Here is a 22,009-nt window from a genome sequence, read left to right as displayed (position 1 = left end):
TATAATTTGAGGATTTATGTATATAATCTCATATGAAAATTAAGGTAATTTTAAAGAAAATAGGTGGTTTGATTGAATGTGAATGTAATAAAAAGAAACTATAGACATTCATAGCATTTTATTAATTGATTATGTAATTCTTGATGTCAACATGCGAACGCGCAATGACATCTTTTTCCTTTCTATATCAATAGTGGCAAGCGTACGGAGAGTGTTGCAGTCACTCATTTCGTGCCAATCTCAGAGGATGAACAGCTGGAAACGATAAAAAGTTGTTTTTGCTCGAAATCTCCATTTTTAAGCACTGGAAAAGTGATTAAAGCGCTTTTCTTTATATTTAAAACGAACAAAATTTGATTTCAAGATATTAATGTTCGGATTTCGCGTTGACTTTTTCGTTGTGCATTGATAAAATAAATGTGTTTGAAAGAGATAACGTTTTGAAAGGTTAACGGAGGTGCACGATATGTCTTCAGTAGTCGTAGTAGGTACGCAGTGGGGTGACGAAGGGAAAGGGAAAATTACCGATTTCCTTTCAGAAAATGCAGAGGTGATTGCCCGTTATCAAGGGGGAAACAATGCAGGTCACACGATCAAATTTGATGGAGTGACATACAAGCTACACCTCATTCCATCCGGTATTTTTTATAAAGAGAAAACTTGTGTCATCGGTAATGGAATGGTGGTTGATCCTAAAGCGTTGGTCACTGAGCTTGCGTATCTTCACGAACGGAATGTGAGTACAGATAACCTCAGAATCAGCAATAGAGCCCATGTTATTCTGCCTTACCATTTAAAATTGGACGAGGTAGAAGAGGAGCGGAAAGGGGCTAACAAGATCGGTACGACGAAAAAAGGAATCGGACCAGCTTATATGGATAAAGCTGCCCGCGTTGGTATCCGCGTCGCAGATCTATTAGATCGTGAAGTATTTGAAGAGAAGCTTGCACGTAATCTAGAAGAGAAAAATCGTCTCTTAGAGAAAATGTATGACACAGAAGGCTTCAAGATTGAAGATATTTTAGACGAGTATTATGAATATGGCCAGCAAGTGAAAAAATATGTCGTAGACACATCTGTTGTTTTGAATGATGCACTAGATGAAGGCCGCCGCGTGCTATTTGAAGGAGCACAAGGGGTCATGCTTGATATCGATCAAGGGACATACCCATTTGTGACGTCATCTAACCCAGTAGCTGGAGGCGTGACGATTGGTTCTGGCGTAGGACCAACGAAAATTCAACATGTGGTCGGCGTGTCAAAAGCGTACACAACACGTGTTGGAGATGGCCCATTCCCAACAGAACTCCATGATGAAATTGGCGATCAAATTCGTGAGGTTGGCCGTGAATATGGTACGACAACTGGACGCCCGCGCCGTGTCGGCTGGTTTGACAGCGTTGTTGTCCGTCATGCACGCCGTGTGAGCGGAATTACAGATTTATCTCTTAACTCAATTGATGTACTAACAGGGATTGAAAAATTGAAAATCTGTGTCGCCTATAAATTGAATGGAGAAATCACAGAGGAATTCCCAGCAAGCCTAAATGAATTAGCGAAATGTGAGCCTGTCTACGAAGAAATGCCAGGATGGACAGAGGATATTACAGGCGTAAAGAACTTAAGTGAGCTGCCTGCAAATGCCCGCCATTATTTAGAGCGCATTTCACAATTAACAGGTATTCCACTTTCCATTTTCTCAGTCGGACCAGATCGTTCACAAACGAACGTTGTCCGCAGCGTGTACCGTCCATAAGAATAGATTGATGAAGCGCCAGTAAAATCTCGCATTTTACTGGTGTTTTTTTGTTTAAATATTCCTTAATTTCACTAGAACGGACTTCCGGTCATTACCAAAATATGATAACTGTATAGGAGGGAAGGAGCGTTCTAGTGGAAAAAAGAATACGATTATTAGATATTTTACGAGGTTTTGCCATACTAGGCACCTTGGGAACGAATGTCTGGTTTTTTGCGTATGCAGGGGATACCTTTGCGACAGATCAGATTGCGGATGAATATGAAAATGGCAGTTTTCTAGAAAGTCTTGTCTCCATGTTCGTTTATGGAAAAATGCTCTCGCTGCTCACGATCATGTTTGGTGTTGGATTGGAGCTGAAATACCAGCAGGCAAAAAGGAAGGACACGCCTTGGCCGGGTACTTATTTGTGGATTCTTTTATTTTTATTTATCGAAGGCTTTGTCCATTTTGCGCTTGTGATGGAATATGATGTGCTCATGAGCTATGCCGTTACTGGGCTGCTTGTGGCTTACATTGTACGGGGAGGAAGCAGGCGCATCAAAAAGGGCATGATTTTTTCAGGTGTGATTCATCTGCTTGTCATGTCATGTCATGTCTGATGCTGTACTCCCTCTCTGAAATGGAGTCAGCGTCCGATGATCAAAGCGGTGAACCGGCGCTGGAAGAGCAGCTGCCAGAGACATGGATCTCGCAGGTTCAAGAACGATTACAATACTTTTTCATGTACCGAGAAGAAGCGGTCTTTATTATTCCAATGAACACATTTCTGTTTTTATTGGGTGTGCGGATGATGAGAGCCGGTGTATTTTATGAAAATGAACGCGGACAATCTCTCCGGAAAATATTGTTCCGAATCGGACTGTGGATTGGTCTGCCGCTGAATGCACTAGTTTTCGTACCGAACGATTTAGTGGAATTTGTGGTTCGCTACGCCTTTTCACCATTTCTCTCTATTTTCTATATAGCTGTCATTGCGAAGCTCCTCGCACGCACGGAGTCTTGGTTCATGTGGACTTGGTTTGAATATGTAGGGAAAATGGCGCTCAGCTGCTACATCCTGCAAAATGTCATCTGTTCCATTCTTTTTTATAGCTGGGGATTGGGTTTTGGCGGTCAAATCAATGCGCCCCTTATTGTATTGGCATGGCTGTTGATTTCACTTCTGCAAATCGCGATTTCAGCAGTTTGCCTAAAGGTTTGGAGAATTGGACCAATGGAATATATCCGTTCACGGGCACTTCGCAGGGTGACGATGAAAAAAGCATCATAAAGGGGAGAGCACAATGTTTTTTAAAAAAATGACGAAAAGAGAACAAGCGAATACACATAAAGCAGCTGTGCCGGCATTTGTCTTTTATCTTCTGGTATTAGGAGGGCATGCGCTGTACGCGTTTTTCCAAGGTGACAGACCACCGGTTACTTTTGTCATTTTAATGGCGGGACTCCTTGTTTTTTTCTCCGCTGACTGGCTATTTAACAAAAAATGTTCATAAAAAAGCCCTCATTGCGAGGGCTTTTTCCTTACTTCAGGCTTTTATATTGGCCTTTTAAATTTTTACGGATGTACTGGATGATTTTGCGTAGTTCGTTGGCGTGCGGTCTGCCAAACGGACTTGTTTGTCTTTGCTGATAGAGCACTTGCCCTTTTTCATTTAATAAGAAATAAGCGGGTTCACCGTGCACCCCGTGGTCTTCATATGGGGCATCTTCCCCGTGATAGTGGACTTCATATGCTTTTAATGACGTGAGATCATGGTCATACATGATCGGGAAGGACAGTCCCTCTTTATCAGCAAATGCCTTCAAGTCATCAGGGTTATCCGTTGAAATCGCCATCAAGTGAATATCCTTGTCCTGAAAGTATGACTGCTGCTGTTCGAGCTCTTTTAATTCTTCTACACATACCGGGCACCAAGATCCTCTAAAGAAGACGATCAGGTGCCAGCTTTGATGCTCCTCTAAATGTTTGTCGAAATCAATGTGATCGCCCTGTATTGTTGGAAGTGAAAAGTTGGGCATTTTATCTCCTAATTTGAATGAACTCATACTGCTTCCTCCTTTTTCAATGACAATGTCACTTGTTTCATGTATAGCCATTTTTGAGCGGCCTGAAACGTGTCTATGTGTTTGAGTAGGCAGAAGACATCCGAAAAGGGCTATCTAATGAAGGCGGTTGCAGAAGTGGGAGCTTTGATAGAAGATATTTCAATCCGACACTTTTTTTAAAAAAATGTCGAAAAACGTATTGCCATATGTATTTACTCTATGATATTATAAATCTCGTTGTTGCAAAGGTCTCTGAAACTTGTTAGGATGCGATGTTCCAGCTTTTTTAAAGCGATTGGTTTGGCGCAATATAGCTTCTTCAGATTCACTTTTCACAAGCCGAGAGCCATTAGCTCAGTTGGTAGAGCATCTGACTTTTAATCAGAGGGTCGAAGGTTCGAGTCCTTCATGGCTCACCATGTATTGGCCCGTTGGTCAAGCGGTTAAGACACCGCCCTTTCACGGCGGTAACACGGGTTCGAATCCCGTACGGGTCATTGATTTACTTTAGCGTTAAGCTAATTTTTTCCTCACTTGCTTGAAGGAGCACCACGATTGCTTTTTCGGGCAAGTTACTGAGGTCCGGTAGTTCAGTTGGTTAGAATGCCTGCCTGTCACGCAGGAGGTCGCGGGTTCGAGTCCCGTCCGGACCGCCATTTATACATATTCATCTTTTTGATGATGGCTCGGTAGCTCAGTTGGTAGAGCAACGGACTGAAAATCCGTGTGTCGGCGGTTCGATTCCGTCCCGAGCCACTTCCAAACGCATCTGCAATCGCAGGTGCGTTTTTATTATGAAAAGAAGGCATAAAAAGGGAGAAGCCGGACCTAGGTAGGGCCCGGCTCCATAAGAAGAAGACGTTACATCTATATAGACGTCTGGTGATTGGAAAAGTTTCAATAAAAAAGGAAAAAGTCATCAATTTTTTCGAGCGGCGCCTTCCTATCCAACGTTTACTAGAAAAGAAAGCCGTTATTATTTTTATCTTTGCCTCGTAAAACGTTATAATAGACAGTGAGCCTTTTTTTCATAAATGGAAAAGGTGTAATGATACATGCAAAATGGAATGACATAGATGCTAAAAATGCAGGAGGAAATCACAATGGAAAAAAAGATTCTTGTCGTAGATGATGAAAAACCGATTGCTGATATATTGGAATTTAATTTAAGGAAAGAGGGCTATGAGGTTCATTGTGCATATGATGGAAACGAAGCCCTTGAAATGGTAGAAGAAATCAAGCCGGACATTATTCTGCTCGACATTATGCTGCCGAATAAAGATGGTGTTGAAGTGTGCCGTGAAGTGAGAAAGAAATATGATATGCCGATTATCATGCTGACAGCAAAAGACTCTGAAATTGATAAAGTCATCGGCCTTGAGCTTGGCGCAGATGATTATGTGACAAAGCCTTTCAGCACACGTGAGCTGCTTGCCCGCGTGAAAGCGAATTTGAGAAGACAAACCGCTGCTCCGCAGACGGAGGAAGAATCTGAATCAAATGATATTGAAGTTGGATCACTTGTTATTTATCCAGATGCGTATGTGGTGTCTAAGCGCGAGGAAACGATTGAATTGACGCACCGTGAGTTCGAACTGCTTCATTATTTAGCGAAACATATCGGACAAGTCATGACACGTGAGCACTTGCTGCAAACCGTATGGGGCTATGATTACTTCGGAGATGTCCGTACAGTAGACGTCACAGTCCGCCGTCTTCGTGAAAAGATTGAAGACAATCCTAGCCACCCGAGCTGGATCGTGACAAGACGAGGCGTAGGCTACTATTTAAGAAACCCAGAGCAGGACTAAGATTCTTATGAGTAAAGTAGGTTTTTTTCGCTCGATTCACTTCAAATTGACCTTGATTTACGTGCTGCTGATCATCGTCGCCATGCAGATCATTGGCGTGTACTTTGTGAAGCAGCTAGAGCAGTCCTTAATTAATTCATATGATAATTCCTTGAATCAGCGAATCTACTCGTTATCGTATTACCTAGAACAAGATTCATCGAAAAGCAAAGCAGAATTAAAAGAGGATGCTCAAAAGATATTAAACGATTTTAACAACAAAGATGAGTCTAATGAAATCTCTGAAGTCAGCTATATTGACGAAAGCAGAGAGGTCATTGCTTCTGTAAATAACGGCAGCCAAGAGATTGCCGGCAAGAAAATCACTGATCAAATCATTAGCCGTATTTTTGCGGTCGGCAAAGACTATGAGAAAAAATTCTATGACCCTGAGTCAAATAAAAGGGTGCGTATTTCTGCGACAGCCGTAAAAAATGAGAACCAAGAGACCGTTGGTGTGATTTATGTTGTGTCTTCAATGGAAAGTGTTTTTAACCAAATGCGAACCATTAACACCATTTTAGCAACTGGGACACTGATTGCACTTGGGACGACTGCTCTACTTGGTATCTTCATTTTTAGAACGATCACTCATCCTATTTCAGATATGAGAAAGCAGGCGATCGAGCTTGCCAAAGGGAACTTCTCCAGAAAGGTCCGGAAGTATGGACATGACGAGATTGGCCAGCTTGCGACAACCTTTAACCATCTGACGAGAGAGCTGGAGGAAGCTCAGCTGATGACGGAGGGGGAGCGGAAAAAGCTTTCTTCTGTTATTGCCTATATGACGGACGGTGTCATCGCAACGAATCAAAACGGTGCAATTATTCTATTAAACAGCCCTGCATTAGAGCTGTTAAATGTTTCACGTGAAACAGCACTAGAGATGCCGATTACGTCTTTGCTTGGCTTAGAGGAAACTCATACATTTGAAGATTTAGTCGAAAATCAAGATTCCATGCTGATAGAAATTGAACGCGAAGACCAGCTGTCTGTATTGCGTGTGAATTTCTCCGTCATTCAGAAAGAGCATGGGAAAATTGATGGCTTAATTGCGGTCATTTATGACGTCACAGAGCAGGAGAAAATTGATGCTGAACGCCGTGAATTCGTCGCGAACGTATCGCATGAGCTGCGCACACCGCTGACGACGATGCGAAGCTACCTTGAGGCGCTGGCTGAAGGTGCGATTGGTGATAAAGAGCTTGCACCAAGATTCCTCAGTGTCACGCAAAATGAAACTGAGCGGATGATCCGGCTTGTCAATGACCTGCTGCAGCTGTCTAAGTTCGACAGCAAGGATTATCAATTCAACCGTGAGTGGACGAACTTTGTCAGGTTTATCTCGCTCGTCATTGATCGTTTTGAAATGACGAAGGAGCAGCATGTCGATTTTATCCGCAACCTGCCGCAGCGTGAAGTATATGTGGAAATCGACCAAGATAAAATTACTCAGGTGCTCGATAATATCATTTCCAATGCCATGAAATACTCACCAGAGGGTGGACACATCACGTTTACCGTCGATTTGGATGAGGAGAAAGGCCTTGTGTTATTCAGCGTGAAAGATGAAGGAATCGGTATTCCGAAGAAGGATATGGATAAAATCTTTGAACGTTTTTATCGAGTGGATAAAGCAAGAACAAGAAAGCTTGGCGGAACCGGCCTCGGTCTTGCGATTGCAAAAGAAATGGTTCAGGCTCATGGCGGAGATATTTGGGCTGACAGCATTGAAGGAAAAGGGACAACGGTGACCTTTACCCTTCCGTACAATGAAGAACAAGAGGATGATTGGGATGAAGCGTGAGACCTTTAAAACCATAATATTGACAATCCTAATTGCGATCAGTCTTGTATTTACGTGGAATATCTGGATGTTCCAGCCCGTCATGCAGGATCAGGCAGATACCGGCACACAGGTCGTGGAAACGAAGAAGATTTCAAGCGACGAGCCTAGAAGTCTCATTGATGTCGTGAAGCCGCGCGAGATGTTCATCCATTCAAATGGGGACCATTTTAAAGTGGATCAAAAGGAACTCTTTCAAAACTTTTGGAATGATGTGAGCCTTTGGGATGTCAAAGAGATTAATGATGTGTCAGATCAATATTCCGAGCAGAAATTTAAGAATTTCTTCTATGGACGCGAAGGACAAGGGAAGACATTGGATCTTGTCTTCAATGATCCGATTCCGATTGATATTTTCCAAGCGCTCTTTAAATGGCCGAACAAGTCCATTGAATACAACTCGTTTGATCGGATGATCGTGCCGTTCGCCCAGCAGGATAAGGCGAATAAAAAAGTGTATTTGGTCTCATACAGCAAGGAGACGGTGCTTGAGCTGACAATTGAGTCCGCCAATTACCGTAATCTAATGAACAGTATCGCAGCCGCTCAAAACGAGATGCCGCGCTATGATCTTTATACATTCTCGACGAATTCTAAACGAGATTTCCTTCTTCCGAGAAAGCAAAAGCAGCTTGAAGCGAAGATGTTCTTTATCGAAACGATTAAGACAAACAAGTTCAAAGATGCTTTGTTTACGGACCCGAGCCTTGTCGGTGAGGAATCTAATTTAAACCGGACGGTGTACACAGATGGCACAAGCCGCCTTGAAGCCAATCAAAAAGACCACCGCATTCAATATCAGCACCGCAATATCAATTCCAGCACTGTTTTCCAAACGGGGGATTTGATTAAGCGAAGCGTGAAATATTTCAATGATACGGGAAGCTTTACTGATGATTATCAATATTTTGGTATCAACAGCAACCAGCAGCTGTCCTTTAATATGTTTATGGACGGTCTGCCGATTGTGAACAGTACAGAGCATCCATTTGGGATGACCTCCCTTGAAGTCCAATGGGCGAATGATGACATTTTGAATTACAAGCGCCCAAACTATATTCTTGGCAATAAAGCGAGTCAAAGTGAACAGGTCAAGCTGATGAACGGGACAGAGCTGAAGGACTTGATCATCAAGCAGACGAAATATGATGACCTGGAGAAAATTGAACAGATTTTTCCTGCATATCAAGCTGCTTCAACTGCATCAGATCAAGATCAAGCAATGTTTGTCTGGCTGGAGCCTGTATGGTGCATGAAATATAACGGCAAAACCGTGATTCTATCGAATAATCTTTTGACAGAGGGGAGCGAGAATCATGGAGTGGAATAAGACCAAAACGATCTTTATCCTAGCCTTTCTCGTTCTCGATATCTTTCTAGGTTTTCAATACTTTGAAAAACGGTCAACCGATCATTTTGCGATTATCGAAAAAACGGATACGCTGGAAGAAATGAAGGCAGACGGGATCAAATATGGCAATCTATCAGATGAAGCGAAGATTGGATACCGCATTACAGCTGAAAAGAAGCAATATACGAAAAAGGATGTCGACGGATTAGCTGATCAAAAGGCGAAAAGCACATTCCCGAAAACAGACAAAGATGATCCTGTCACACTGCTTGAAATGACCTTCAATAAACCAGTTGCCTTGCCGAAAAAGGATATCAAAACAGCGGCGACGAACCTTGTGAACCAGCGTTTGCTGGATGGGAAGAATTATAAGCTGTGGAGTATAGATGAAGAGACAGGGAAAATCGTCTTTTTCCAAACGTATAAAGGGAAATACATCTTCCAAGAAGGCCTTGATGACACCGAAACCATCGGGCAAATCACCTTAAATCTCAACGATCAAAACGAAATCGTCTCATATCAGCAATCAATGGTGACATCGATTAATGAAGTGAGAAAAGAAACCCTTGTCCCGGCACTTGAAACAGTGAAGGACTTATATACGCAAAATATGCTGAGCCAAAACACGACCGTGAAAAAGGTAGAGCTTGGCTACTATACGCAATATCCGGGGGCAAGCACGCAAGTCATGGTACCTGTATGGCGGGTGGAGCTTGAAGGCGTATCAGCAGGTTCAAAGAAAAAGACAGAAGAAGAATATTTGATCAATGCCATTGATGGCTCAACACTTGATCATATAGAGAAAGATGACAAATCTTCAATGGAGTGAGAGAACATGAGCTTGCAGTTCAGTGTACTAGCGAGCGGAAGTACGGGGAACGCTTTTTATTTAGAAACAGACGAGCATGCCTTTTTGGTGGATGCTGGTTTAAGCGGCAAACAGATGGTCGAGCTGCTTAGCCAAATCGACCGCAAGCCTGAGGACTTGGACGGCATTTTTGTGACACACGAGCACTCCGATCATATTAAAGGGCTTGGTGTCATGGCAAGAAAGTACAAGCTTCCTGTCTATGCAAATGCGAAAACATGGAAGGCAATGGAGTCTCATATCGGAAAGATTGACACAGAGCAGAAATTCCATTTTGATATGGAGACCGTTCAATCCTTTGGCGGCCTTGATGTCGAGTCATTTGGCGTCTCACACGATGCCGCAGAGCCTATGTTTTACGTGTTCCATTATGGAGGGCGCAAACTTGCCCTCATGACGGATACAGGCTATGTGAGTGACCGCATGAAAGGCATTATTAAGTCAGCCAATACGTTTGTGTTTGAGAGCAATCATGATGTCGGGATGCTGCAAATGGGCCGCTACCCATGGAGCATTAAGCGCAGAATTCTGAGTGATGTCGGACATGTATCAAATGAAGATGCTGCTCTCGCGATGACAGATGTCATTGGAGATGCCACCTCACGCATTTATTTGGCTCACTTGAGTCAAGATAACAACATGAAGGATTTAGCCCGTATGGCGGTCCAGCAGACGCTTGAAATGAAGGGCTTTGTTGTGGGGGACGGCTTTGATTTATTTGATACGGACCCGAAAAAAGCAACCCCGCTTTGCGCCGTATGATTTTTACAATCGTATGATTAAGATAAGAGCTTCTTACCAACACTATATACATCATCTATTCACTGAAAGGAAGGAAACATAGTGGATTATCGCGATGTAGAGTGGAAGCCGAGACGAAGCAGAAAAGGATATTTTCTTTCTGGTTTGATCGGTGTATTGGTAGGAGCTTTTTTAATGGGATTCTTTTTCCCCTATGTATCTGGACAGAGCGGCAGTCCCTTTGGATGGCAGCAGAACGGTGATGGACAAGCATCTCAGGGCCCTTTAAAAACTGTGAATGTAAACGTCAATGATGCTGTCACGAAAGTGGTGTCTAATATGTCAGATACGGTGGTCGGCGTCATTAATATCCAAAAGTCGAGCTTTTGGGAGGAAGGCGGAGAAGCAGGCAGCGGGTCAGGTGTGATCTATAAAAAAAAGGGTGACACGTTTTATATTGTCACAAACCATCACGTCATCAAAGGCGCCAACCAGCTTGAAGTGAGCCTCCATGACGGGACAAGAATTGGTGCCAATCTTGTCGGCAGCGATCAGCTCATGGATTTAGCAGTTCTCACTGTCAAAAGTGATAAAATCAAGAAAACGGCAGCCTTCGGTAACTCAGATCATGTGAAGCCGGGTGAGCCAGTCATCGCCATTGGAAATCCATTAGGGCTTGAATTCGCAGGTTCTGTCACACAAGGAGTCATTTCAGGCACGGAGCGTGCGATCCCTGTGGATTCAAATGGGGACGGACAGACGGATTGGAATGCAGAAGTACTGCAAACAGACGCCGCCATCAATCCTGGAAACAGCGGTGGTGCCTTGATCAATATGGACGGAAAAGTGATCGGCATCAACTCAATGAAGATTGCTGAATCAGAGGTAGAAGGAATCGGGCTGTCTATTCCAGCGAATCTGGTCATTCCTGTCATAGAGGATTTAGAGCGCTACGGAGAGGTAAAGCGTCCGTATCTTGGCGTCGGCATGAAATCATTAGCGGATATTGCGAGCTATCACTGGCAGGAAACGTTGAAACTGCCATCTAAGGTTACATCTGGGGTCGTTGTCATGAGTGTTGAGCCGTTGTCTCCCGCAGGAAAAGCGGGACTAAAAGAGCTGGATGTCGTGACCTCCTTTGATGGCAAGAGTGTACAGAATATCGTAGATCTTCGTAAGTATTTATATCAAAAGAAGGTCGGCGACAAGGTAAAGGTGCAGTTTTATCGAAGCGGAAAGAAAAAATCAGCAGAGATCAAACTTTCTCAAACCGACCGATATGGCGGCTAACCAGTTCCAACTAGGAACTGGTTTTTTTGGCATGACTGACATATGATGAAGGAAAGGGGGCGGTACGATTGGTTACACTACAACGGATGTCACAAACTGATTACGATGTATTGATGGAGAAAGCCATTCAGCGTTACGCGGAAGAAAAGGTACTCGCAGGGACATGGGAAAAGGAAGAATCACTTGCGAACGCAGAAGAACAATTTGACAGACTGCTTCCAGAAGGACTTCAGACGGAGCATCATGAGCTGTGGAATTTTTTAAACGGAGATGAAGCGATTGGCTGGGTTTGGCTTTGCTATGACCCGAATCACCCGCAGCACGAAGGATTTATTTATAACTTTATTTTGTTTGAAGCTTATCGAGGAAAAGGCTTTGCAAAGCAGGCCATTGCTGCATTAGAGGAGCAGGCAAAGTCATTAGGTGTGCAAAAGCTCTCGCTCCATGTCTTTGCTCACAATCAAATCGCCCGTTCGCTGTACGAGAAAACGGGATTTGCAGAAACCGGTATCTATATGAGTAAACCTTTATAAAAAAGAAGAAGTACCGTGCAGAAAGCGTACGGTACTTTTTTATGAGGACATCATGGCATCCTGAGCCGTGACTCTGTATAAATCGACTTTGCACTTCACAAAAGCGCGAATGATCGCTGGAACTTGAGCTTCTGAACGAATTAACAATGAGGTCTCGTCATCACTGATCACAAGATCTGTTCCGACAGTTTGCAGGTACTGCGTGAGAACAGGTTTCACCTCATCATCAATCCATGCATGCTTGAAGGTTGCACGTATGTTTGAGGATGTGATGGTTTTCTCTTGAGGATGAGTATGTGGGGACACTAATTTTCCTTCAGAAATGAACGCCGTTTTGGTACAAATACTATTGGTGAACCTTGGACGGTCAGCTGTTAAAAAGACGGTTTTTCCTTCATCCTTTAATGTTTCAATGACCCGCTGGATGTGCAAGATCGAATCTGCATCAATATCGGCAAAAGGTTCGTCGAGTAAAATAAATTCCGGCTGATGGGCGATGGCCTGCGCCATTCCGAGCCGTTTCTTCATACCAGGTGTGAAGGCACCGACCTTCTCCTGATGATCATGATGTAAACCGACAAATTCGAGCAGTTCTTCATAATCACTCGTTCTCTGGCGTGTTCCGGTGATTTTTGATAAATAGGCAATATGCTCAAGAGCCGTAAGACCTTCATATAAATCCGTATATTCTGGCAGAACACCGATATGCTGTCTCACTTTTTTTAGCGAAGGCATATTCATCACTGTAAACGTACCAGAGGTAGGGCGGGAGATCCCGGTAATAATATTGAAAAACGTCGTCTTACCAGATCCCTTTGGTCCAATGAGTCCGAAGATATCGCCCTGATTGACATCAAGATTAATATGATCTATTGCGACTTTTGTACGGTATTTTTTTGTGAGCCCCTTTGTATGAAGCATCTACACATCCCTCCTTTGAAACAGCAGTGCAGTTCCAATGAGTAAGATAACGGTCAATGCCGTGTTCATTAGGACGTAGGTCAGCGGTTCACTCCAGCGCGCATAATAATAAGGCGTCATATATTGGAACCAATGAATCATTCGTTCTGAAGAAAGAACAGAAATCAAACTGACGATTGGGAAAAGAAAGGAAAATAACATGCCGACAAACATTGATTTCTGCGGTGTTGGAAAGAGCATGGACAAAAATAAAGCACATGAGATACCGACACTGATAAAGGTTAAGATTTTTAAGGCATCTGAGAACAGAAAACGGTGTGAAATCACCATATTCAGCACATATGTCGTCATAATACAGCTAAGCCAAAACAGCATCAGTCCAAGATATTTCCCGATGATAATGTTCAAACGGGTTGTTTTACTGACGAGAAAACGAATGGTTTTCAAATGAATTTCGCGGCTTAAAATATCATGAGACAACAAAAAAATAAGGAAGAAACCAAATAAAGAAATCACCAGTTCATTCCCAATAGAATAAGGATCCTTTGCCAGTTCCCATTTTTCCTGATGAGCAGCGATAAACGGAAGACTTGAAACAAAAGTAGATAAAATGAAAATAATAACAATTGTTAAAATAGATTTTGTGCTTTTGAAGAGCTGCTTAAACTCATTCATACAGATGGTCCACACACGCTGTACCTCCCTTCACCTTTATTATACCCCTAGAAAAGAAAGACACCATATCTTGCTCTTTAACATTTGTTTAAATTTCATAAAAAGAAGACTCTTCCAGCACCAGTTGACTCATTTTTAAAAATGTTCAGAAAAATATCTTGATTTATCAAAAAACATCATGTATGATAGCTTTAATTCAAGATAGTTATACAGGCAATGACGAGAGAAAGTACAATCATCAATTTTTCCACAGAGAGCTTCGGCAGCTGAAAAGAAGCAAAAATAATGATTCGAAAAATGGTCTCTGAGCCTCGTGCTGAACATATCTATGATATTAGTAGGTGACGACGAGAGTTGGTACTCGTTATCAAAACCACAGTATATGAGCCAGATTGGAGCTTTGTACTTGTAGAGGCTGTTTAGCGCGAGCAAACAGTAAATAAAGGTGGTACCACGAGACAAATACCTCGTCCTTATGATTCAAAGATAAGGATGGGGTATTTTTTATTGTCCACTTTTTTCATACAATTGTTCAAATGTTCCACGTGAAACACCACATCCATTTTTTCAAATGAAAGGGAGATTGACATGAGTGAACATGCATTGGTTTTACAATCAGATTTCGGCATTGATGATGGAGCTGTCAGTGCAATGTACGGAGTGGCAAATACGGTCAGCAGCAGCATCCGCATTTTTGATTTAACACACAATATTCCGCAGTATGACATTTGGGAGGCTTCTTATCGCCTGCTTCAAACCGTCACATACTGGCCGGAAGAGACGGTATTCGTTTCTGTCGTTGACCCGGGCGTTGGATCCGAGAGAAAAAGTCTTGTCGTCAAAACGACAAGTTCACACTATATCATTACCCCAGATAACGGGACACTCACGCACGTCGCGCAGGATATTGGCATTGTGGAAGCCCGTTATTTAGATGAAACCATTAACCGGCTGCCAAAGTCGGGAAAATCACATACATTCCATGGGAGAGACATTTACGCTTATACAGGGGCGAGAATTGCATCAGGTGTGATTTCTTTTGAAGAGGTTGGGCCAAAGGCGAATATTGATGATATTATCCATCTTCCAGTCGTACAGGCTTATGCGGAAGAAGATGTGATCACAGGGACGATTGATATTTTAGATGTGAGATTCGGAAACCTATGGACAAACATTCATCACACGCTATTTGAACAGCTTTCAATTAATTATGGGGATGCAATAGAAGTTACCATTGCCAACGGGCCGAAAAATGTGTATAAAAATATCATGACCTATGGACGATCTTTTGCCGACTTAAAGGTAGGCGAACCACTCGTATATGTCAATTCACTCGATCATTTAGGCGTGGCGATCAATCAAGGGTCATTTGCAAAGGCTTATAACATCGGTACAGGCACAGGATGGCGCCTTTCGATTCGCAAAGCTCCGCGCATTATATACGAATAAGAGGAGGATACATCATGGCAGGAAAACAACTTTCAACGAAAACTGTCGTTGCCATTGGAATTGGCGCAGCCGTCTTTGTGATTTTAGGACGCTTCGTCTCCATTCCAACTGGAATTCCGAATACACAAATTGAAACCTCATACGCATTCCTTGCATTAATGGCCGTGCTATTTGGTCCTGTTGCAGGCGCTCTGATTGGTTTTATTGGCCATCTCATTAAAGATGCGACCACATTTGGCCCTTGGTGGAGCTGGATTATTGTATCGGGTGTCGTTGGTTTATTGATCGGCTTTATTTCTAACCGTTTAAAAGTAGAAGAGGGAGACTTCGGCTGGAAGAAAATCACGCTCTTCAACGCCGTACAAGCAGGCGCACAGGCATTAGGCTGGTTTATCATTGCTCCTGTACTCGACATTGTGATCTATGCAGAACCTGCGAACAAAGTGTTTGTCCAAGGCATCGTGGCAGGGATTTCAAACATCATCACAGTTGGTGTCCTAGGGACCATCATCATTGCAGCTTATGCGAAAACGAGAAGCAAAAGCGGCAGCCTATCGAAAGAAACATCATGAAGCAAGGTGGAACACATAAATGAAGAAACCGATGATTCAATTCGAACATTTCGGATTCAAGTATCGCAGTCAGGCAGAACCAACATTAAAGGATATCAACCTGACGATCTATGAAGGAGAAAAAGTTCTCATCGCAGGCCCGTCTGGATCGGGAAAAAGCACACTAGCCCATTGTATCAATGGGCTAGTTCCTGCGTCTTATAAAGGTTCTATGGAAGGAAGTCTTCACATCGGCGGGAAAAATGCAGAGAAAGAAAACATTTTCTCGCTCTCACAGCTTGTCGGAACGGTGCTTCAGGACCCTGATGGACAATTCATTGGGCTGACCGTTGGAGAGGATATCGCGTTCACGCTTGAAAATGATCAAGTCACACGCGAAGAAATGAAAACACGTGTCGAGGAAGCAGCTAGATTAACAGAGGTAGACGGCAAGCTGGCATCGTCCGTGCATGAGCTGTCAGGCGGACAAAAACAACGTGTCGCCATTGCGGGTGTACTTGTCAATGATGTCGACATTTTGCTGTTTGATGAACCACTTGCAAGCCTAGACCCCGCAACAGGCAAAGAAGTCATCGATCTTATTGACCGGCTGCAAAAACAAACGAAAAAAACCATCGTGATGGTTGAGCACCGATTAGAGGACGTCCTCTTCCGCCATGTGGACCGCATCATCGTTGTCAATGAAGGAACGATTGCAGCGGATATGACACCAGATGAATTGCTCGCCTCAAATGTATTAGAAGCGGCGTATTTACGTGAGCCTTTATATGTAAAGGCTATGAAATATGCAGGTATTCCGGTCGCACCGGGAGATCAGATCGCTAATTTACAGCGTCTCACCTTAGACGATAAGGCAAAAGAGAAAATCGAGCAGTGGATGGAAGCATTTGAGCCGTCAGTCGAGCAGATTGCAGCACAGGATTTACTAGAAGTGCGCGAGCTGAGCTTTGACTATCCAACAAGACCAAATACGCTGAGCAACATCTCTTTTACCGTCAAAAAAGGAGAAATGATCAGCATCGCTGGGGCCAATGGCGCAGGCAAGACGACATTGTCCAAGGTGCTCTGTGCATTTGAAAAGCCAACGAAAGGGTCCATTCTTTTAAATGGCGATGACATCACAGGAGACACGATCAAACAGCGCTCTGAACGAATTGGTGTCGTTATGCAAAACCCAAATCAAATGATTTCAAAACAAATGATCTTTGATGAGGTGGCACTTGGTCTCGTTTTAAGAGGCGTAAAGGAAGACGAGATCAAGGAACGGGTGGAGCGGGTCCTGAAAGTATGCGGACTGTATCCATTTCGGAACTGGCCGGTCTCAGCCCTCAGCTTTGGACAGAAAAAACGCGTCACCATTGCATCTATACTTGTACTAGAGCCAGAAATCCTAATTCTAGACGAACCAACCGCAGGACAGGACTTTAAACATTACACAGAGATGATGACGTTTTTAGAGCAATTAAATCAGCAGGGCGTCACGATTTTGATGATCACCCATGATATGCATCTCATGCTCGAATACACAACAAGAACCATTGTCATTTCAGATGGAGAAAAAATTGCAGATGATACACCAGCCAAAGTGCTGACAGATCAGCTGCTTGTCCAAAAGGCGAGCTTAAAAGAAACGTCGCTGTATGAACTGGCGCTGAAAGCAGATTGGCCGAATCCAAATGAACTCGTGGATCGCTTCATTGAGGTTGACAGAAAGGAACGAATGACATGGCTGTAGACATGCTGTCCTATATCGATCGCCCGTCGCCGATTCACCGGCTGACAGGAGCAACCAAACTCATTTGCTTTATCCTCTGGTCATCCGCAGCGATGCTCACGTATGATACAGGCGTTTTAGTCTTTATGTTAGCCGCCAGTATCGTGTTCTTTCAGCTATCGAACGTACGATTTCGTGATATTTCCTTCGTGGTGATTGTCCTGGCGATTTTCCTAGTGATCAATAACATTGCCATTTACATCTTTGCGCCCCAGCAAGGTGTCACCATCTACGGAGCGAAGCACGAGCTGTTTCATATTGCCGGCTGGTACAATGTCACACTTGAACAGCTTTTCTATCAATTGAACATTACGCTAAAATATGTGACCGTGATGCCAGCAGCGCTTTTATTTATTGTGACAACAAATCCAAGTGAATTCGCCTCATCCCTCAGCCGAATTGGGGTCAGCTACCGGATTTCGTATGCTGTAGCGATTGCCCTGCGCTATATTCCAGATATTCAGCGGGATTTTCGCACGATCGCGATTTCTCAGCAAGCAAGAGGCATTGATTTATCGAAGAATGAAAAATTGAGGAAACGAATCAAAAATGCACTGTCGATTGTCATGCCGCTGATTTTCTCCAGCTTGGAGCGGATCGAAACGATCAGCAATGCGATGGAGCTGCGCGGGTTTGGGAAACATAAAAAGCGCACATGGTTTACAGCAAAAGACTTTCAAAAAGCAGATTATGCTGCGTTATTGTTTGTTGGTGTGGTGCTGATTGTGTCGCTTGTGATTACATTCGTTAGAGGAACGAGATTTTATAATCCGTTTTGATAGAAGGAAGCCTTCACAGGAGTGGAGGCTTTTTTGTATGGTTTGTGGATAAAAGGTGTAGGAAATGGTAAAAGACTATTAACATGTGAATAAATCGGTTATATTGGACAATGAGCGAAACACTTGTGAATAACGAGACAATATATTGGAGGAATTTAGAAACTTATGAACAAATCACTTTATGCTTGTGCAGAACACATAGAAACCGTACTAGACATGTACATAGATGACCATGAAACGCCGCCGGAATTCAGAAAAATCGAACATACACACAGTTTATCCACAACCTGTGAATTGTGCGATGAACCTGCAATATATATAGTGGGGAACGAATGATCGGGCACAAAATACACAAATTTTATCCACAATTGTTGATAACTTATATGAATAACTTGTTCTTAAGGTGGGGATGACCTGTGAATATATCAATTATCACAGTAGGAAAATTAAAAGAGAAATATTTAAAGCAAGGCATAGCCGAATACACAAAACGATTACAAGCTTACGCAAAAATCGACATCATTGAGCTCGCGGATGAAAAAGCACCCGAGAATCTCAGTGATCAAGACATGAAAATCATCAAAGACAAAGAAGGTGAACGCATCCTAAGCAAAATCAACCCAGACGCCCACGTCATCGCCCTCGCCATCGAAGGAAAAATGAAAACTTCCGAAGAATTAGCCGATACAATAGATAAGCTGGCAACATACGGAAAAAGCAAGGTATGTTTCGTCATAGGCGGATCCCTTGGATTAAGCGACGCTGTGATGCAGCGCGCGAATGAAAAACTGTCGTTTTCGAAAATGACGTTCCCGCATCAGTTGATGAGGCTGGTGTTGGTGGAGCAGATTTATCGGGCGTTTCGGATTGTGCGGGGGGAGCCTTATCATAAGTAATGATTTGGTGTAAAATATAACCTTTTGCGATTAGAGGGGGAGGTTTATTATATCGCTTAATATATTTTTAATTAAGGGATCGGCATTCAATAATTCTTCAGCTTTATATTCTAGAACTCTTTTAAAGATTTCATAAGAAATTAGTTTAATTACCAATTCGTCTATTAATTAGTATAGAAAAAGGAGAGCTCTGATGAGAATTCATTCAAGGAATTACTGTACTCTTACTCAAGAAGAGAAAGACGAGTGGGAAATTCTTAAAGACCAAGAAGTTGTTAAAAGATTTGATAATAGCAATTTAGTAGTAAGAAAGAGCCGATACAGAGAATATCCAGTAGCTGTTAGACACTATAAAAGTTTGTTTCCTAATAACCATCTGGATATAGTAGATTTACAACAAATAGATTATTTAACCTCACTTACAGAAGACTATCTTTCTATAATTGATAATCCTAATTCTAATGAAAGGTCAATTCTTAACTGGATTCGTGAAGAAAGGGCATATTTTATTATTGCTTCCATCATGAAAGGTTATTATTCATTTGGTCATCATGATGCATTTATATTTCCAGAATTTCAGTTAGGTAATACATACCAAGTGGATTATTTAATTGTGGGAAAAAGCTCAGGTGGGTATGAATTTATTTTTGTAGAGCTGGAACATCCACATAAAAATATTACTTTAGCAAACGGACATTTAGGAGATGCAATGAGGAAAGGTGAAAGACAGATTATCGATTGGAAATATTGGCTTGAGTCCAATTTCGGAACTCTATATGAGACATTTAAAAAGTACCAATCACCAAGGCAAGATTTGTCTGAAGAATTCATCAAATATGATAGTTCTCGTGTACACTATTTAGTTGTTGCTGGAAGAAGGAACAATTTCAATGATAGAACCTATCAATTAAAGAGACAAAAAAGGCTGTTTGAGGATATATTAATACTCCATTATGAGAACCTTTACGATTTGGCTAAAGCATTGATTGGAAAAGCTACATACTGATGAACACAAATTTTAACTACATAAAGCATTAACTAGATAAGGATTAAGGTCTGATCTCATAATTGGTATACATGATTATAATCATGGTTAAGAGGTGCAAAAAAGAGACTTAAAATAATAGTGAAAATTTGTGTATCAAATTAATTAAGGTTTCTTGTTATTAATTTTTTTGAAATCCTATTGGAAGGAGAGGGATTTGAAATCGCAAACAAAATTAGCAACATAACAAAACGTGATATTCTTGAATTGTTTAAAAAAGGAATTAATATAGATGAAGTTTTTGAAACGAAAACAGTCATTTATCCTTATTTCGGCCGATTGGAAGAGCTTGAATTTCTAACGAGGCTATATGATTTAAAAGCAATGAGAAGTTTAGATAATAGGTTCAAAGACGCTGAAGGTGAAATTTGGCATCATACAGTAAACAATGATGATTATCGTAATGACTGGGTCTTTATGGATGAAAGATTTCAATTAGTCAGTGGAAACGATGAAATATACTTGAAATTTATTTGTGAGATCTTTCATCCAGAAGTCAGAATTGAAAAGGGTTTCTGGAAGGAGTTTCTATTTGAGATAAACCAATTGTTAAAAAACGATGGTTATGAACTCTATCCTGCAGAAAAGAAATCTAATCGTGATATTTATAGTTGGAGATTATTTAATCCAGAAGATGAGGTTTTTATGCCTTATTCTCAGAGAAATGGAAAGGCAATAAAAAAGAAGCAAATAGTGTTTAAAATTAGCCGAGTAGCAAGAAACCAGATTTATAAAGTTTTTGAAAGATATGATTATAACGATAGAAAAGTAAGTGAAACAGGTTTTCAGTATTATGTTTTAATAAGTGAGGAAGTTCTTGAAGATATAAAGAAATACTATACTCCAAAGTGTTTTAATAAAGAAAAACAATTTGTTGAAACTAATGTTCTTAAAGATTTTATCTTGTACACTACACCTTATTGTGTGATAGATGCAATAGAATTTTTCGGTAAATATTGTAATATTGATTTTGCAGCAGAGATTAATACAATATTTAAACTGAATGATATTCCTTTTAAGTTGCATAATGGAAGTGTTAGAGGTGTTGTAGATAGTCATTTAACAAAAAGTTCATTGGCTTCAATTGATGAGGCGGGACTCAAAGAATTGCTACAGGAAGCAAATAGGTATTATGAAAAAGAGAATTTAAAAATTGCTGTTGAAAAACTCTGGGATGCATTTGAAAGACTAAAAACATACTACTCTCCAGCATTCGATAAGAAAGAATCAGTAATTAGAATTATTGGTGATATGAGTGGGGGAAAAGGACAATTTAAAGAAATGTATGATAAAGAATTTCGCGAACTCACAATAATAGGAAATAGTTTTAGGATTCGTCATCATGAAACTACAAAAGTTGATATTGAAGATGAGAGACATTATGATTATTTTTATAAACGCTGCCTTTCCTTAATCACTACTGCCACTCTGTATTTAGATAACAAAAGATTAAGTTAATATATATATTAGTTAATAAAAGGATCTAAAAATAGGATAGTATGTATAATAGTATTAATACATACAAGTTTAATTAAAAATTCCATATTTATAGAAGAGAATAAAATATAAATTTATTAGGAAAATAAATGATTAAATTAAAAGTTGACTAGG

General features: G+C 41.6%; 20 protein-coding genes, 4 tRNA genes, 1 pseudogene and 1 other annotated feature. Of the genes and pseudogenes, 22 read left to right on the top strand and 3 right to left on the bottom strand.

Going from position 1 to position 22,009, the window contains the following annotated elements; translation table 11 throughout:
• The first annotated feature begins 466 nt into the window (after positions 1-466).
• The 3 genes and pseudogenes from NSQ25_RS18620 (at position 467) to NSQ25_RS18610 (ending at position 3,255) form a co-directional block, all read left to right on the top strand.
• On the top strand, positions 467-1,756 hold the full coding sequence (locus NSQ25_RS18620; RefSeq protein ID WP_024424032.1) for an adenylosuccinate synthase: 1,290 nt from the start codon (positions 467-469) through the stop codon (positions 1,754-1,756).
• 137 nt (positions 1,757-1,893) lie between these two features.
• A pseudogene (locus tag NSQ25_RS18615) lies at positions 1,894-3,032 on the top strand (DUF418 domain-containing protein).
• 13 nt (positions 3,033-3,045) lie between these two features.
• Entirely contained in the window at positions 3,046-3,255 is a 210-nt protein-coding gene (locus NSQ25_RS18610; RefSeq protein ID WP_326135985.1) for a hypothetical protein, read from the top strand.
• A 28-nt stretch (positions 3,256-3,283) separates the two neighbouring features.
• Here NSQ25_RS18610 and NSQ25_RS18605 read toward each other — a convergent pair whose 3' ends face one another.
• Positions 3,284-3,808 (bottom strand): peroxiredoxin family protein, encoded by a 525-nt coding sequence (locus tag NSQ25_RS18605; RefSeq protein WP_024424031.1) that lies wholly within the window; start codon positions 3,806-3,808, stop codon positions 3,284-3,286.
• Positions 3,809-4,151: 343 nt separating this feature from the next.
• On the opposite strand from NSQ25_RS18605, the gene NSQ25_RS18600 reads away from it, so the two are divergent.
• From NSQ25_RS18600 to NSQ25_RS18550, 11 genes are all read left to right on the top strand, one after another.
• A tRNA-Lys gene (locus tag NSQ25_RS18600) sits at positions 4,152-4,227 on the top strand.
• Between the two features lie 6 nt (positions 4,228-4,233).
• Positions 4,234-4,305: transfer RNA gene (locus NSQ25_RS18595), tRNA-Glu, on the top strand.
• A gap of 82 nt (positions 4,306-4,387) precedes the next feature.
• A tRNA-Asp gene (locus tag NSQ25_RS18590) sits at positions 4,388-4,464 on the top strand.
• A gap of 27 nt (positions 4,465-4,491) precedes the next feature.
• Positions 4,492-4,564 (top strand) — tRNA-Phe (locus NSQ25_RS18585).
• Positions 4,565-4,911: 347 nt separating this feature from the next.
• The gene (gene yycF, locus NSQ25_RS18580) at positions 4,912-5,619 is read left to right on the top strand and encodes a response regulator YycF (RefSeq protein WP_024424030.1); all 708 of its coding nucleotides are present in this window, start codon (positions 4,912-4,914) and stop codon (positions 5,617-5,619) included.
• Between the two features lie 7 nt (positions 5,620-5,626).
• Positions 5,627-7,465, top strand: a complete 1,839-nt coding sequence (gene walK / locus NSQ25_RS18575) for a cell wall metabolism sensor histidine kinase WalK (protein WP_326135984.1) — start codon at positions 5,627-5,629, stop codon at positions 7,463-7,465.
• Positions 7,455-8,834 (top strand): two-component system activity regulator YycH, encoded by a 1,380-nt coding sequence (gene yycH / locus NSQ25_RS18570; protein WP_326135983.1) that lies wholly within the window; start codon positions 7,455-7,457, stop codon positions 8,832-8,834. The genes walK and yycH overlap by 11 nt, the downstream gene beginning before the upstream one ends.
• Positions 8,821-9,684, top strand: a complete 864-nt coding sequence (gene yycI, locus NSQ25_RS18565; RefSeq protein WP_120208931.1) for a two-component system regulatory protein YycI — start codon at positions 8,821-8,823, stop codon at positions 9,682-9,684. The genes yycH and yycI overlap by 14 nt, the downstream gene beginning before the upstream one ends.
• A gap of 6 nt (positions 9,685-9,690) precedes the next feature.
• On the top strand, positions 9,691-10,485 hold the full coding sequence (locus NSQ25_RS18560) for an MBL fold metallo-hydrolase (protein WP_034283589.1): 795 nt from the start codon (positions 9,691-9,693) through the stop codon (positions 10,483-10,485).
• A gap of 81 nt (positions 10,486-10,566) precedes the next feature.
• The gene (locus NSQ25_RS18555) at positions 10,567-11,754 is read left to right on the top strand and encodes a S1C family serine protease (RefSeq protein WP_046312605.1); all 1,188 of its coding nucleotides are present in this window, start codon (positions 10,567-10,569) and stop codon (positions 11,752-11,754) included.
• Positions 11,755-11,822: 68 nt separating this feature from the next.
• Positions 11,823-12,287 (top strand): GNAT family N-acetyltransferase, encoded by a 465-nt coding sequence (locus tag NSQ25_RS18550; RefSeq protein ID WP_034283585.1) that lies wholly within the window; start codon positions 11,823-11,825, stop codon positions 12,285-12,287.
• 39 nt (positions 12,288-12,326) lie between these two features.
• On the opposite strand, the gene NSQ25_RS18545 is transcribed toward NSQ25_RS18550, so the two are convergent.
• Together NSQ25_RS18545 and NSQ25_RS18540 are read right to left on the bottom strand one after the other, a co-directional pair.
• A complete protein-coding gene (locus tag NSQ25_RS18545; RefSeq protein ID WP_024427618.1) occupies positions 12,327-13,208 on the bottom strand; it encodes an ABC transporter ATP-binding protein in 882 nt (293 codons plus the stop codon).
• Positions 13,209-13,898: an ABC transporter permease subunit gene (locus NSQ25_RS18540; protein ID WP_326135982.1), complete on the bottom strand. Its 690-nt coding sequence runs from the start codon at positions 13,896-13,898 to the stop codon at positions 13,209-13,211. It lies immediately after the preceding gene.
• Positions 13,899-14,090: 192 nt separating this feature from the next.
• Positions 14,091-14,361, top strand: a binding site (T-box leader).
• Positions 14,362-14,471: 110 nt separating this feature from the next.
• Between NSQ25_RS18540 and NSQ25_RS18535 the strand changes: the two genes are divergently transcribed.
• From NSQ25_RS18535 to NSQ25_RS18500, 8 genes are all read left to right on the top strand, one after another.
• Positions 14,472-15,332 carry an S-adenosyl-l-methionine hydroxide adenosyltransferase family protein gene (locus tag NSQ25_RS18535; RefSeq protein ID WP_024427616.1) on the top strand — a complete coding sequence of 287 codons (861 nt, stop codon included), beginning with the start codon at positions 14,472-14,474 and terminating at the stop codon, positions 15,330-15,332.
• A 14-nt stretch (positions 15,333-15,346) separates the two neighbouring features.
• Positions 15,347-15,904: an ECF-type riboflavin transporter substrate-binding protein gene (locus NSQ25_RS18530; RefSeq protein WP_024424020.1), complete on the top strand. Its 558-nt coding sequence runs from the start codon at positions 15,347-15,349 to the stop codon at positions 15,902-15,904.
• A 19-nt stretch (positions 15,905-15,923) separates the two neighbouring features.
• The gene (locus tag NSQ25_RS18525) at positions 15,924-17,639 is read left to right on the top strand and encodes an ABC transporter ATP-binding protein (RefSeq protein WP_326135981.1); all 1,716 of its coding nucleotides are present in this window, start codon (positions 15,924-15,926) and stop codon (positions 17,637-17,639) included.
• The gene (locus NSQ25_RS18520) at positions 17,630-18,457 is read left to right on the top strand and encodes an energy-coupling factor transporter transmembrane component T (RefSeq protein ID WP_254001518.1); all 828 of its coding nucleotides are present in this window, start codon (positions 17,630-17,632) and stop codon (positions 18,455-18,457) included. The genes NSQ25_RS18525 and NSQ25_RS18520 overlap by 10 nt, the downstream gene beginning before the upstream one ends.
• 165 nt (positions 18,458-18,622) lie before the next feature.
• On the top strand, positions 18,623-18,793 hold the full coding sequence (locus NSQ25_RS18515; protein WP_008360116.1) for a CxxH/CxxC protein: 171 nt from the start codon (positions 18,623-18,625) through the stop codon (positions 18,791-18,793).
• An 80-nt stretch (positions 18,794-18,873) separates the two neighbouring features.
• Positions 18,874-19,353 carry a 23S rRNA (pseudouridine(1915)-N(3))-methyltransferase RlmH gene (rlmH, locus tag NSQ25_RS18510; protein WP_101677485.1) on the top strand — a complete coding sequence of 160 codons (480 nt, stop codon included), beginning with the start codon at positions 18,874-18,876 and terminating at the stop codon, positions 19,351-19,353.
• A gap of 193 nt (positions 19,354-19,546) precedes the next feature.
• Positions 19,547-20,359 (top strand): Shedu anti-phage system protein SduA domain-containing protein, encoded by an 813-nt coding sequence (locus NSQ25_RS18505; protein ID WP_326135980.1) that lies wholly within the window; start codon positions 19,547-19,549, stop codon positions 20,357-20,359.
• Positions 20,360-20,539: 180 nt separating this feature from the next.
• Entirely contained in the window at positions 20,540-21,856 is a 1,317-nt protein-coding gene (locus NSQ25_RS18500) for a hypothetical protein (protein ID WP_326135979.1), read from the top strand.
• The last annotated feature ends 153 nt before the right edge of the window (positions 21,857-22,009 follow it).

The sequence above is a fragment of the Bacillus sp. FSL R5-0512 genome (assembly GCF_038593295.1).
GTDB classification, from domain to species: Bacteria; Bacillota; Bacilli; order Bacillales; family Bacillaceae; genus Bacillus; species Bacillus safensis.
Note: the sequence above shows the minus strand (reverse complement) of the source record. Positions and strands in the feature narration are given on the sequence as shown.

Excerpts from the sequence above, each read along its gene's own strand:
- NSQ25_RS18545 (WP_024427618.1), bottom strand. The coding sequence starts at position 13,208 with ATGCTTCATACAAAGGGGCTCACAAAAAAATACCGTACAAAAGTCGCA.
- NSQ25_RS18560 (WP_034283589.1), top strand. The coding sequence starts at position 9,691 with ATGAGCTTGCAGTTCAGTGTACTAGCGAGCGGAAGTACGGGGAACGCT.
- NSQ25_RS18535 (WP_024427616.1), top strand. The coding sequence starts at position 14,472 with ATGAGTGAACATGCATTGGTTTTACAATCAGATTTCGGCATTGATGAT.
- NSQ25_RS18520 (WP_254001518.1), top strand. The coding sequence starts at position 17,630 with ATGGCTGTAGACATGCTGTCCTATATCGATCGCCCGTCGCCGATTCAC.
- NSQ25_RS18610 (WP_326135985.1), top strand. The coding sequence starts at position 3,046 with ATGTTTTTTAAAAAAATGACGAAAAGAGAACAAGCGAATACACATAAA.
- NSQ25_RS18525 (WP_326135981.1), top strand. The coding sequence starts at position 15,924 with ATGAAGAAACCGATGATTCAATTCGAACATTTCGGATTCAAGTATCGC.
- yycH (WP_326135983.1), top strand. The coding sequence starts at position 7,455 with ATGAAGCGTGAGACCTTTAAAACCATAATATTGACAATCCTAATTGCG.
- NSQ25_RS18515 (WP_008360116.1), top strand. The coding sequence starts at position 18,623 with ATGAACAAATCACTTTATGCTTGTGCAGAACACATAGAAACCGTACTA.
- NSQ25_RS18505 (WP_326135980.1), top strand. The coding sequence starts at position 19,547 with ATGAGAATTCATTCAAGGAATTACTGTACTCTTACTCAAGAAGAGAAA.
- NSQ25_RS18530 (WP_024424020.1), top strand. The coding sequence starts at position 15,347 with ATGGCAGGAAAACAACTTTCAACGAAAACTGTCGTTGCCATTGGAATT.
- yycF (WP_024424030.1), top strand. The coding sequence starts at position 4,912 with ATGGAAAAAAAGATTCTTGTCGTAGATGATGAAAAACCGATTGCTGAT.
- NSQ25_RS18605 (WP_024424031.1), bottom strand. The coding sequence starts at position 3,808 with ATGAGTTCATTCAAATTAGGAGATAAAATGCCCAACTTTTCACTTCCA.
- yycI (WP_120208931.1), top strand. The coding sequence starts at position 8,821 with ATGGAGTGGAATAAGACCAAAACGATCTTTATCCTAGCCTTTCTCGTT.
- NSQ25_RS18620 (WP_024424032.1), top strand. The coding sequence starts at position 467 with ATGTCTTCAGTAGTCGTAGTAGGTACGCAGTGGGGTGACGAAGGGAAA.
- walK (WP_326135984.1), top strand. The coding sequence starts at position 5,627 with ATGAGTAAAGTAGGTTTTTTTCGCTCGATTCACTTCAAATTGACCTTG.